10 protein-coding genes are annotated in these 13,163 nt (G+C 58.6%); 8 read left to right on the top strand and 2 right to left on the bottom strand.

Annotated features, from left to right (window positions below; translation table 11 throughout):
• Nucleotides 1-25: 25 nt before the first annotated feature.
• The 7 genes from GJU48_RS25535 (at nucleotide 26) to GJU48_RS00675 (ending at nucleotide 9,161) form a co-directional block, all read left to right on the top strand.
• A complete protein-coding gene (locus tag GJU48_RS25535) occupies nucleotides 26-154 on the top strand; it encodes an immunoglobulin-like domain-containing protein (protein ID WP_371923440.1) in 129 nt (42 codons plus the stop codon).
• Nucleotides 151-510, top strand: coding sequence for an immunoglobulin-like domain-containing protein (locus GJU48_RS00690; protein ID WP_371923439.1), 360 nt, complete (start codon nucleotides 151-153; stop codon nucleotides 508-510). The genes GJU48_RS25535 and GJU48_RS00690 overlap by 4 nt, the downstream gene beginning before the upstream one ends.
• Nucleotides 482-1,924, top strand: a complete 1,443-nt coding sequence (locus tag GJU48_RS00685; RefSeq protein WP_371923438.1) for an immunoglobulin-like domain-containing protein — start codon at nucleotides 482-484, stop codon at nucleotides 1,922-1,924. Before GJU48_RS00690 ends, GJU48_RS00685 begins: the two co-directional genes overlap by 29 nt.
• Nucleotides 1,849-3,417 (top strand): immunoglobulin-like domain-containing protein, encoded by a 1,569-nt coding sequence (locus GJU48_RS25830; RefSeq protein WP_256671182.1) that lies wholly within the window; start codon nucleotides 1,849-1,851, stop codon nucleotides 3,415-3,417. Before GJU48_RS00685 ends, GJU48_RS25830 begins: the two co-directional genes overlap by 76 nt.
• The gene (locus GJU48_RS25825) at nucleotides 3,344-3,808 is read left to right on the top strand and encodes an immunoglobulin-like domain-containing protein (RefSeq protein WP_452603451.1); all 465 of its coding nucleotides are present in this window, start codon (nucleotides 3,344-3,346) and stop codon (nucleotides 3,806-3,808) included. The genes GJU48_RS25830 and GJU48_RS25825 overlap by 74 nt, the downstream gene beginning before the upstream one ends.
• Nucleotides 3,805-8,670, top strand: a complete 4,866-nt coding sequence (locus tag GJU48_RS25445) for an immunoglobulin-like domain-containing protein (RefSeq protein ID WP_452603459.1) — start codon at nucleotides 3,805-3,807, stop codon at nucleotides 8,668-8,670. Before GJU48_RS25825 ends, GJU48_RS25445 begins: the two co-directional genes overlap by 4 nt.
• 152 nt (nucleotides 8,671-8,822) lie before the next feature.
• Nucleotides 8,823-9,161, top strand: a complete 339-nt coding sequence (locus tag GJU48_RS00675) for a tryptophan synthase subunit beta (RefSeq protein WP_094953149.1) — start codon at nucleotides 8,823-8,825, stop codon at nucleotides 9,159-9,161.
• Between the two features lie 153 nt (nucleotides 9,162-9,314).
• Here GJU48_RS00675 and lapD read toward each other — a convergent pair whose 3' ends face one another.
• Entirely contained in the window at nucleotides 9,315-11,261 is a 1,947-nt protein-coding gene (gene lapD, locus GJU48_RS00670) for a cyclic di-GMP receptor LapD (protein ID WP_094953150.1), read from the bottom strand.
• Between the two features lie 14 nt (nucleotides 11,262-11,275).
• The gene (gene lapG, locus GJU48_RS00665; RefSeq protein WP_094953151.1) at nucleotides 11,276-11,968 is read right to left on the bottom strand and encodes a cysteine protease LapG; all 693 of its coding nucleotides are present in this window, start codon (nucleotides 11,966-11,968) and stop codon (nucleotides 11,276-11,278) included.
• A gap of 250 nt (nucleotides 11,969-12,218) precedes the next feature.
• Between lapG and GJU48_RS00660 the strand changes: the two genes are divergently transcribed.
• Complete coding sequence (locus GJU48_RS00660) at nucleotides 12,219-12,929, top strand: GntR family transcriptional regulator (protein ID WP_094953152.1); 711 nt, start codon at nucleotides 12,219-12,221, stop codon at nucleotides 12,927-12,929.
• The last annotated feature ends 234 nt before the right edge of the window (nucleotides 12,930-13,163 follow it).

Raw genomic sequence — 13,163 nt, 5'->3', positions numbered from 1 at the left:
TGGGACCGATAAAGTCACCACGACTGTGACTGACACACCAGGCACTGACAACACCACGACGGTAACCCTGACCGCTCCGACTGAAGTTAGCGAGGGTGGTCAAATCACCTACACCGCGACCTTGAGCAACAAGCGGGCACTGACGTTACTCTGAAACTCGATAATGGTTCGACCATTACCATTAAGGCGGGCGACACCGTCGGCACTGTGACTGTCCCGGCGCCTAGCGATGACGTGTTCATCGATAAGAGCACTCAGACGGTCAAGATCACCGACACTACTGGCGGCAACTTCGAGAAATTGGAAGTTGCAGGCGATGGCGCGACTACCACGATCAACGACACCATCGACAAAGTCGATGTCGTCCTGACCGCGACCACCACTATTGGTGAAGGCGGCAACATCGTTTACACCGCAAGCCTTGTGGATAAAAACGGCGCGCCGGTGACTAACATCACCAACCCGCTGACCGTCACTCTGGATAACGGAAACAATCACCATCGGCGTTAATCAGTCGAGCGGCACCGTCACGGTCGTAGCTCCAGATGATGTGTACAAAGGTGATCAAACCGTTACCACGGCCATCAAAGGCGTGACCGGCGGCGAGCACTTTGAAAACCTGGTGCCAGGCACTACCTCGGTGAACACCACCGTCACGGACACTCCGGGCACCGATAACACCACCACCGTTACGCTGACCGCGCCAAGCGCAGTCAACGAGGGTGGCCAGATCACTTACACCGCGACCTTGAGCAACAAGGCCGGCACCGACGTCACCCTGAAATTGGATAATGGCTCGAGCATCACCATTAAGGCAGGCGACACCGTCGGCACTGTGACTGTCCCAGCGCCAAGCGATGACGTGTTCATCGATAAGAGCACTCAGACCGTCAAGATCACCGACACCGCTGGCGGCAACTTCGAGAAGTTGGAAGTTGCAGGCAACGGCGCAACCACGACGATCAATGACACCATCGACAAGGTCGATGTCGTACTGACCGCGACCACCACTATCGGCGAAGGCGGCAACATCGTTTACACCGCCAGCCTTGTGGATAAAAACGGCACGCCGGTGACTAACATCACCAACCCGCTGACCGTCACTCTGGATAACGGCCAAACAATCACCATCGGCGTTAATCAGTCGAGCGGCAACGTCACGGTCGTAGCTCCTGATGATGTCTACAAAGGCGATCAAACCGTTACCACGGCCATCAAAGGCGTGACTGGCGGCGAGCATTTCGAAAATCTGGTTCCTGGGACCGATAAAGTCACCACGACTGTGACTGACACACCAGGCCCGACTGAAGTTAGCGAGGGTGGTCAAATCACCTACACCGCGACCTTGAGCAACAAGGCGGGCACTGACGTAACGCTGAAACTCGACAACGGCTCGACCATCACCATCAAGGCGGGCGACACCGTCGGCACTGTGACTGTCCCAGCGCCAAGCGATGACGTGTTCATCGATAAGAGCACTCAGACGGTCAAGATCACCGACACCGCTGGCGGCAACTTCGAGAAGTTGGAAGTTGCGGGCAATGGTGCGACCACGACGATTAACGACACCATCGACAAAGTTGATGTGGTTCTGACCGCGACCAACACTATCGGCGAAGGCGGCAACATCGTTTACACCGCTTCGCTGGTCGACAAGTCGGGTAACGCGGTGACCAACATCACCAACCCGTTGACCGTGACACTGGATAACGGCCAAACAATCACCATCGGCGTTAATCAGTCGAGCGGCACCGTCACGGTCGTAGCTCCTGATGATGTCTATAAAGGCGACCAAACCGTCACCACCGCTATCAAAGGTGTAACCGGCGGCGAGCATTTGAAAACCTGGTGCCAGGCACTACCCCGGTTAACACTACCGTTACAGATACACCGAGTACTGCTGATACCACTACCGTCACGCTGACCGCGCCGAGCGCAGTGAACGAGGGTGGCCAGATCACCTACACCGCGACCTTGAGCAACAAGGCCGGCACCGACGTCACCCTCAAGTTGGATAATGGCTCGACCATCACCATCAAGGCAGGCGATACCGTCGGCACCGTGACTGTCCCAGCGCCAAGTGATGACGTGTTCATCGATAAGAGCACTCAGACCGTCAAGATCACCGACACCGCTGGCGGTAACTTCGAGAAGCTCGAAGTTGCAGGCAACGGCGCAACCACGACGATCAATGACACCATCGACAAGGTCGATGTCGTACTGACCGCGACCACCACTATCGGCGAAGGCGGCAACATCGTTTACACCGCCAGCCTTGTGGATAAAAACGGCGCCCTGGTGACCAACATCACCAGCCCGCTGACCGTCACCCTGGATAACGGCAAAACCATCACCATCGGTGTGAACCAGTCCAGCGGTACCGTCACCGTCGTAGCACCGAACGACGTCTACAAAGGCGACCAGACCGTCACCACCGCGATCAAAGGTGTAACCGGCGGCGAGCACTTTGAAAACTTAGTACCTGGCACCACGCCGGTTAACACCACCGTCACGGATACTCCGGGCACCGATAACACCACCACAGTTACGCTGACCGCGCCAAGCGCAGTCAACGAGGGCGGTGAGATTACGTACACCGCTACGCTTTCCAATAAAGCGGGCACCGACGTAACGCTGAAACTCGACAACGGCTCGACCATCACCATCAAGGCGGGCGACACCGTCGGGACCGTTACTGTCCCAGCACCTAGCGATGACGTGTTCATCGATAAGAGCACTCAGACGGTCAAGATCACCGACACCGCTGGCGGTAACTTCGAGAAATTGGAAGTTGCAGGCAACGGCGCAACCACGACGATCAATGACACCATCGACAAGGTCGATGTCGTACTGACCGCGACCACCACTATCGGCGAAGGCGGCAACATCGTTTACACCGCCAGCCTTGTGGATAAAAACGGCACGCCGGTGACTAACATCACCAACCCGCTGACCGTCACTCTGGATAACGGTAAAACCATCACCATCGGTGTGAACCAGTCCAGCGGCAACGTCACGGTTGTAGCTCCAGATGATGTGTACAAAGGTGATCAAACCGTTACCACGGCCATCAAAGGCGTGACCGGCGGCGAGCACTTTGAAAACCTGGTGCCAGGCACTACCTCGGTGAACACCACCGTCACGGACACTCCGGGCACCACCGATCTCACCAGTGTCACGCTGACTGCCCCAACGGCCGTCAACGAAGGTGGCCAGATCACCTATACCGCCACCTTGAGCAACAAGGCCGGCAGCGACATGGTGGTCCAACTCGATAACGGTTCGAGCATCACCATCAAGCAAGGCGCGACCGTGGGTACAGTGACTGTCCCAGCGCCTAGCGATGACGTGTTCATCGACAAGAGCACCCAGACGGTCAAGATCACCGGCACTACCGGCGGTAACTCGAGGGTGTGACGCTCTTCCGAACGGCGCAACCACGACGATCAATGACACCATCGACAAGGTCGATGTCGTACTGACCGCGACCACCACTATCGGCGAAGGCGGCAACATCGTTTACACCGCCAGCCTTGTGGATAAAAACGGCGCCCTGGTGACCAACATCACCAGCCCGCTGACCGTCACCCTGGATAACGGCAAAACCATCACCATCGGTGTGAACCAGTCCAGCGGTACCGTCACAGCTGTAGCGCCAAACGATGTCTACAAAGGCGATCAAACCGTCACTACCGCCATCAAAGGCGTGACTGGCGGCGGCATTGAAAACCTGGTGCCAGGACCACGCCGGTTAACACCACGGTCACGGACACCCCGGGCACCACCGATCTCACCAGTGTCACGCTGACTGCCCCAACGGCCGTCAACGAAGGTGGCCAGATCACCTATACCGCCACCTTGAGCAACAAGGCCGGCAGCGACATGGTGGTCCAACTCGATAACGGTTCGAGCATCACCATCAAGCAAGGCGCGACCGTGGGTACAGTGACTGTCCCAGCGCCTAGCGATGACGTGTTCATCGACAAGAGCACCCAGACGGTCAAGATCACCGGCACTACCGGCGGTAACTTCGAGGGTGTGACTGTCACTCCAGGCGGCGCGACCACCACCATCAACGACACCATCGACAAGGTCGATGTCGTACTGACCGCGACCACCACTATCGGCGAAGGCGGCAACATCGTTTACACCGCCAGCCTTGTGGATAAAAACGGCACGCCGGTGACTAACATCACCAACCCGCTGACCGTCACTCTGGATAACGGTAAAACCATCACCATCGGTGTGAACCAGTCCAGCGGCAACGTCACGGTTGTAGCTCCAGATGATGTGTACAAAGGCGATCAAACCGTCACTACCGCCATCAAAGGCGTGACTGGCGGCGAGCACTTTGAAAACCTGGTGCCAGGCACTACCCCGGTTAACACTACCGTTACAGATACACCGAGTACTGCTGATACCACTACCGTCACGCTGACCGCGCCGAGCGCAGTGAACGAGGGTGGCCAGATCACCTACACCGCGACCTTGAGCAACAAGGCCGGCAGCGACATGGTGGTCCAACTCGATAACGGTTCGAGCATCACCATCAAGCAAGGCGCGACCGTGGGTACAGTGACTGTCCCAGCGCCTAGCGATGACGTGTTCATCGACAAGAGCACCCAGACGGTCAAGATCACCGGCACTACCGGCGGTAACTTCGAGGGTGTGACTGTCACTCCAGGCGGCGCGACCACCACCATCAACGACACCATCGATGATGTGACCGTGGTGCTCAAGGCCACCGGTTCGGTGAGTGAAGGCGGTCAGATCGTCTACACCGCGTCCCTGGTCGACAAGAACGGTGCAGCGGTGAACAACGTCGGTTCCGACCTGGTGGTGAAGCTGGATAACGGCTCGACCATCACCATCGGCAACGGCAAGTCCAGCAGCACCACCACTGCCACCGCGCCTAACGACGTGTATGTCGGTGCCAACGATGTCAGCACCAAGATCACCAACGTGGTCAGCGGCGGCGACAAGTACGAGCACTTGATTGTCGACGGCAGCACCGTGACCACCAAGGTCACCGATGTGGTCACCAACACCACCATCAGCATCACCGGCGACGCGTCGGTGACGGAAGGCGGCACGGCGCACTACACCCTGACGCTGAGCAACCCGGCGCAAACCGACGTGACCGTAACGCTCAAGTACAGCGGCACCGCCACCGACGGTTCGGACTTCAATGGTGTGTACACCGTGAAGATCCCGGCCGGCTCCAGCAGCGTGCCGTTTGATATCCGCACCCTCGACGACAAGATTACCGAGCCGACGGAAAAAATCGTCATCACCATCGACAAGACCACCGGGGGCAACTTCGAGAACCTGGTGGTCGGCAATGGCAGCGTCAGCACCGATATCATCGACAACGATGCACCACCGGTCATCGACCTGGATGCCAACAACTCCAGTGGCGCCACCGGTGCCGACTACAAGACCTCATTCACCGAAGGCGGCACGGGCGTGTCGATTGCTGACACCGACATCAAGATTACTGACCCGGACAGCACTCAACTGACCGGCGCCACCGTGGTCTTGACCAACACCCAGCAGGGCGACGCGCTGAATTTCAGCAGCGTCACCGGCATCACCGTGGCCTCGGCGACAGACCCTGCCACCGGCAAGATCACCCTGACCCTGACTGGCACGGCGTCGCTGGCTGACTACATGCAGCAGATCAAGAACATCACGTTCACCAACAGCAGCCACGACCCGAGCACCACGCCGCGGACCATCACCGTGACCGTGACTGACGGCGGCAACTACTCCAACGTCGCCACCACCACGGTCAACGTAGTGGCGGTCAACGATGCGCCTGTGGCGACCGGCAGTGCTGTGACCGGCACCGAAGACACCCCGCTGGCCCTGACCTGGGCTAACTTCGGCGTGACCGACGTGGACTCACCACCAGCCAGCCTGGCGGTGAAAATCACCGACCTGCCCATTGCCGGCAAGCTGCAATACCTGGCGACAGACGGCACCACCTGGACTAACGTGACTGCCGGCCAGACCTTCACCAAAGCCCAGATCGACGGCGGCCAGTTGCGCTTCATGCCAAACGCCAACGAGTCCGGCGCCGATGGTTATGGCGGCAACGGTATCGGCAACAAGCAAGCCGATTACGCACAGTTCAAGTTCCAGCCAACAGATGGCAAGGACTTTGGCACCAGCGCCACGGTGAAAGTCGATATCACCCCAGTGGCCGACGCACCGACCCTGAATGTGGCCGACAACAACGTCAACTCGATCGGCTTGCTCAAGCAAAGCTGGAACAGCATTGCAGGCATTGGCTCTAACGGTAACGGCGCGTCAGCGACCGACCTGAAAAACGCTATTGATAAGGCCGGCACGCCGAACAGCAGCGGCGTCGTCACCAACGTCGAGTCCACCGAAAACGTCGCCGCAGGCGCGGGTTCGAAGATCTCCGGGCTGATGTATATGGAAGCCGGCAAGACCTACACCTTCAGCGGTACCGGCGATGACAGCCTGGTGATCAACGTCGGCGGCAAAGACGTGGCCAGCGCGCAGTGGGGCACCAACAGCGGCAAGTTCAGCGGCTCGATCACCCCGACGGTGAGCGGTTACTACAGCCTTGAAATCTACCACGCCAACCAGGCCGGCCCAGGCAGCTATGACGTCAACCTGTCGGTCAACGGCGCCACGGCCACAGACTTGAGCACCAGCGGCGTGCCGCTGTACACCGGCATCACCGACCTGACCAACGCCGGCGTAACCGTGTCCGACCTGCATGGCAGCAACGGTGACGGTTACTACGTGGGCTACAAGCTCAACGAAGGCCAGGAAAACGGCACCGTGAAGCTGTCCAAGGTCACCACTGCGCTGACCGATACCGACGGCTCGGAAACCCTGAGCGTGAAGATCAGCGGCATACCAGCGGGCTCGGTACTCACGGACGCTTCCGGGCACACCTTCACCGCGACCAAAACCGTAGGCGAAGTCAACGTGAACGGCTGGGACCTGAGCACCCTCACCATTAAGCCGCCGACCTACTACAGCGGCCAGTTCAATCTGACCGTCACCTCAACCTCCACCGAAAGCATCGGCGGTTCGGCGACTACTACCGCGCAATTGCCAGTCACGGTGCACCCGGCGACCTACAACCCGGTAACCGGCACCTCGGGCAGTGACACCATCAATGGCACCGATGGCAACGACATCGTCGTGGCCGACATCGCCGGCTTGAACGTGGTGCAGGGCAAGAACTACAACATTGCGTTCATGATCGATACGTCGGGCAGTATGGGTTCGGACTCGGTAGCGGCGGCGAAAGCCTCGCTGACCACCGTGTTCAACTCACTGAAAAACAGTGTCGGCTCCAGCACCTCTGGCACCGTGAACGTCTTCCTGGCGGACTTCAGTGACCAGGTCAATCGCACAGTTACAGTCAACCTGAAAGACCCAGGTGCACTGGATGCGCTGCAGAAAGTCCTGGATAAGATGGTGTCGACCGGCGGCACCAACTACGAAGACGTGTTCAAGTCTGCATCCAACTTCTTCCAAAGTGCCCAGGCGACTGGCAACACTGGCGCAATCAACACCACGTACTTCATCACCGATGGTCAGCCGACGTTTTACCAGGCGTCCGAGCAGACCAACCCGTACTTGTACGGCAACGTCAGGCTCGATGATGTCGTCACCATGAACAACTACACCATAGGTACAGCCACTCGGAGTCCTCGGCGGGTCGTACAACAACCCAGAGGCACCTATGAAATATCGGTACAAGGCGGCCTCGGGTACGATACCGACTACTCCACCACCACCAACTCCAACAGCGCGTTCGCACTGCTCAAAGGCCTGTCCACCGGTGGTGTAGAAGCCATCGGCCTCAACAGCGGGGTCAGCCTGAGTCAGTTGGCACCGTACGACAGTGATGGCAAGCCACAAAGCAACATCGATCCGAAGGACTTGGCCAACGCCATCCTCGGTCACAGCGAGGCGACGCTGCCAGGCTCTGACACCATCAGCGGTGGCGACGGCAACGACATCATCTTCGGCGACCTGGTGAGCTTCAGCGGGATTGCCGGTGAGGGTTACAACGCGCTGCAGGCCTTTGTTGCACAGAAAACCGGTGTAGCCGTCACAGCCGTGACCGCCTCGAACGTGCACCAGTACGTCACCGAGCACTACGCGGACTTCGACGTGTCCGGCGCCAAGGACGGTAACGACACGCTGTTGGGCGGTGCAGGCGATGACATCCTGTTCGGCCAGGGCGGTAACGACACCCTGGACGGCGGCAAAGGCAATGACATCCTGCTGGGCGGCACCGGCAACGACACCTTGATCGGTGGCCAGGGCAACGACATCCTGATCGGCGGTTCGGGTGCCGACACCTTCGTGTGGAAGGCGGGTGACATCGGCAACGATGTGATCAAGGACTTCAAGGCATCGGAAGGTGACCGGATCGATCTGAAGGATCTGTTGAGAGGTGAGACCGACAGCACCATCGACAACTACCTCAAGATCACCACGGTAGACGGCGTGTCGACCTTGCAAGTCAGCACTGAAGGCAAGCTCAACGCCGCTGGCGGCCTGGCCAATGCCGATGTGACGATCAAGCTGGAAGGCAACGATTGGTCCCACACCAGCATCAACTCGCTGATCAGTGGTGCCGACCCAACCATCAAGATCGACCACACCGCCTAAGCTTCAGTTTATCGGCCGCCCCCAGGGGCGGCCGATTTGCTTAGGTGATACGTTGCTGGCCCTGGCGGGCGGTTGCATCGCATACTCGGTTCAATAAACACACCGCTGGCCTATGCGGGTGAAAACGTGTGGCTCATTTTCGAGGGTTTCTTATGTTTTACGTGCAACGTGATGCACAGGGTGCACTGAGTCGCGTGGAGGCCGCCGCCTTTGCCGAGTCAACCGAAACCCTGCCGGCCGATCACCTTGAGATTCAGGCTTGGTACGCCAACGAAGCGGTGGAAACCAGCCTGGCACAGCTCAAGCAAAGTGACCTGGAGATGATCCGGGTGCTGGACGACTTGATTCAGGTACTGACCCAAAAGGGCGTGATCAACGTGACGGACCTGCCGCCGGCGGCGCAGGCCAAGCTGATGGACCGTAACCACGCGCGGGAAGCGTTGGGCGGGTTGAGCCATTTGATCAATGATGAAGAGACCGGGCTGATCTGATTTCGGCAGGCAAACCGAATCTAAATGTGGGCAGGCTTTTGTGGGAGCTGGCTTGCCTGCGATGCAGGCACCTCGGTGTATCAGGCAGCCCGAGGTGATGCTATCGCAGGCAAGCCAGCTCCCACATAAGCCCGCTCCCACATTGGATTGGCATTATTTCCAGGGCGCGGGTTCACCAAACAACTGGCCCTGCACGCCGAAAATCCCCATCTCGCGAATCACCTTCAGCTCACCCTCGGTTTCCACGCGCTCGGCAATCAATGGCAAGTCGATACTGTGGGCCGCGCGTTGGATCGCTTCGATAAACAGGCGCTTGTCGCTTTCCTGGTCGATGGCGCGGATGTAGCTGCCGTCGATCTTCAAGTAAGCCAGGCCCAGGCGCGCCAGGTTGCCGATCATGCTGAAGCGCCCACCAAAACGCTGCAGGCTTAGGGAGAAGCCCAGCTCGCGTAGGCGCTTGGTTAACTGTTCCAGCAGCGCCTGCTCAGGCAATTGTTCTTCGCCAATTTCCAGGGTCAGGCGCGAGCCCAGGTTGCTGTGCTGGCGTAGCAGCTCAAAAATCCGATTCAACGCCTGGGCGTCCTGCAAGGTCGCCGCCGAGAGGTTCAGCGCCAGGCTATGGCTGTGGCCGGCCATCTGCTTGAGCACTTGCTCCAGCATCAGGCGGTCCAGGCGCGCGGTCCAGCCGAAGCGCTCAAGCCACGGCAGGAAACGCCCGGCGGGTATGGTCTGGCCGTCTTCATCCTGCAAACGCGACAGCACTTTGTAGTGCAGGACCAGCTGCGGGTCCTGGCTGGCGACGACCGGCTGGAAGTACAGCTTGAAACGTTGCTGAGTCAGGGCCTGGTCAAGCAGGGTGTGCCAGGCATGGTGATCATCACCGACGCTGGCGGCGGCACTGTGGTCGAGGCACACCCAACTGGTGTCGCCCTGCCCTTCGGCCTGGGCCAGGGCTTGGTCAGCCAAGGTCAACAGCGCCTGGGGGGAATCGCCATGGCTGAACGGCGCCAGGCCGATATAGGCGACCGGCGTCACATCACTGGCACCGGTGGCTTGCAGGCTGAGTAAGGTGCTTTCAAGGTTCTGCGCCAATTGCAGCGCTTCATCGCGCACCAGCCCGGGCGCCAGCACCGCGAATTCACCGCCGCGGATACGGGTGACGAGGTTGTGGGTTTCGGGGTACGGCTCGCACTCGCGCAGCAGTTGTTCACCGACCGCTTGCAGCAACTGGTCGGTGCGCTGACCACCCAGGCGCTGGTTAAGACCGGCCAGGTCCTTGACCCGCAATAGCAGCAGGTAGCCGGAGTTGGTGTCTTCCGGGTTACTCACCCGGGCGTTGAGCTGCATCTCGAAATAACGGCGGTTGGCGAGGCCCGTGAGGTTGTCCTGATAGGATTCGTTGCGCAGTTTTTCACTGCGCTCGGCCTGCTCCTGGAACAGCGCCTTGAGCTTCTCTACCATCTGGTTCATGGCCTGCACCACACGGCGCAGCTCCGGCGTACGTGGAAGGTCGGGCACGCTGAGGAACTCGCGGCGCGCAATGGCGTGGGATTGCTTGACCATGTAGTCCAACGGTTTCAGTTGCCGACGCAGCAGCAACGCGCCCAGCACCGCACTCACCGCACCGCACAGCAACAGCCAGCCGAGGCTGCCCAAGGCGCTTTGCCAAAGCTTGGCCAGGGCGAACATCGGGTGGCTGACCACTTCTACACGTGCCGCCTGTTCCCAGCCGCGGTTGACCAGCGCATCACCACCGGCCGGCTCCAGGCCGATCAATTTCACGAACCAGTTGGGCACACCGTTGTTGTCGGGGATACCGCTGCGCTCGACGATGGTTTTGTCAGTGGCCAGATCCACCACGCGAATGCTGGCGTAATAGCCGCTGTCGAAGATCGAGCTGACCAGTAACTCGACCATCGCCGGGTCGTCGATATTGGGCGTCAGCGACAATGCCAGCGCCGTCGCCGCGTCCTGTGCATGCGAGCGCAGCTGGTTGACGTATTGCGTGCGCGAGCTTTCCAGGCTGACCATGAAGCTGCCGCTGAAGGCGACCACCAGGAACAGACAGATTGCGATCAATAGTTGTTTGAACAGAGACATCCGATCAGTTACTCCTAGTTGGCAGGCTCGGCTGGGAAGCCTTCCGCACGCATTTTTTTCAACACATCCTGCCAGCGCGACAAGCGTTTAGTGTCACCGACTTTCTTGTTGCCCTTGGCGCCGGGCAAGTACAAACCTTCGGCGTTGAATGAGTACACCGGAATCAGGTCGGTACGGCGGGTGGCCGGCAAGATTTCGTCCATCAGGCTGTCGAGCACCAGCGGGATCGCGTCTGGGGTCGAATAATACGTCAGGACCATGTGAGCGCGATTCTGACGCAAGGCCTTGACGTAGGTAATGCGCAATTTGTCGCTGGAGACGCCCAAATGACGCAAACTGAAATACTTGGCGATCGCGTAGTCCTCGCAGTCGCCAGCCCCCTTCCAGAGTGCTTCGATGGGCGTCTCCCAGTAGTCGACCACGTGCCAGAGGTCGGTGTCTTCCACGTAAGACATTTGCTTGTTGAAGAACAGGTTGACCACCTTGAGCTGCTCCTGTTCGTCGACCTGCTTTTGGGTCGCCAGCAACCGCTGCCAGGCGTCGATACGCTGCTGGCCCTCCCCCAGCGGCCCGTACAAGGCCGTGGCCTTGCGGCTGATCTGGGAAAAATCCCAATCAGCATGCAGCCCGCCGAGCATAAGGCCGGCCAACACAATCGCTGAAAACAGCCAGCTAAAGATTCGAGAGGGAATAAAACTTACCGCCAAGGCGTTCAGTCCATGAAGAGAGACGGAATTTCAAAGGATGGTGATGCTTCGACTGGCAAAAAACAATGGCACAGTGCAATCATCCATCGGTCGGGCGAGTTTATAACCGCCCCCTGTGGGATGCACAAAGTACGCCCCGTAAGCCCTTACAAACGGAAACTTTGGTTGTTTGACAAGCGCGCGGCCCGTCTCTAGTGTGCATTGGATCCAATTAAACACACTCCACTCAAGAAAGGAGGATAGCGTAACCGTGACGCAGAAGCCGAACCCTTTAAGCAGCATCAAAATCAGCGGGCCTATTCCCGCCCATCTTGCTCGCGCCGTTATTGAAGAAACACTGCGTAATGCCATTCTCGATGGTCGATTGCCGTGTGGCACCGCGATGCGTCAGCAAGAGCTGGCTAGCCTGTTCGGCGTTAGCCGTATGCCCGTGCGCGAGGCTTTACGCCAACTGGAAGCTCAATCCTTGCTGCATGTGGTGACCCATAAGGGCGCCGTGGTTGCACCGTTGATCGAAGACAATTCGGCTGAGACCTATGAACTGCGCATGCTGCTTGAATCCGAAGCGTTGCGCCTCTCGACTCCGTTTCTCACCGACGCCGACATCGCTGAAGCCGATGCCTACATCAATGCGTTGGAGCAGGAGAAAGACTACACCGAGATTGGCCGTCTCAACCGCCTGTTCCACATGGTGTTGTATGGCAAGGCACCTAACCAGCGGCTGCTCAAACTGGTTGAACACGGTTTGAATGAGGAGGAACGCTTTCTGCGCTTCAACCTTGAGGCGATGGGCCTGGGCGAGACGTCCCAGGAAGATCACCGAGAACTGCTGAGCCTGGTGGCGCAGAAGAAAGTCGACGAGAGCATCCTGACGCTACGCAACCACTTGATGCGAGGGATGGAGGTAATCACCACCTACCTCAATGGTCTTGAAGCCTGCGCAAAGAAAGGCGCGCAGTAAGGTTTACGGCTCTGTTCCTTGACGCCTCTACGGTGTGGGGCTCCCTACCTCTCGGCGAGGGGCCCGCACTGATACGCCAGCGCCAGAACGATTCGATTTAAATAAGACGGCTCACTTCGAGGAAACTTCAAACAACTATCCAGGCAACTTACCCACAACAAGATATTTCTCGAAAAAACATCTAACACATTCATAAGATCCTCAAAACGTTTAACCAGACTATTATCTCTCGCC

This window comes from Pseudomonas sp. IB20 (assembly GCF_009707325.1).
GTDB lineage: Bacteria > Pseudomonadota > Gammaproteobacteria > Pseudomonadales > Pseudomonadaceae > Aquipseudomonas.
This window is presented reverse-complemented; position numbering and strand designations above follow the sequence as displayed.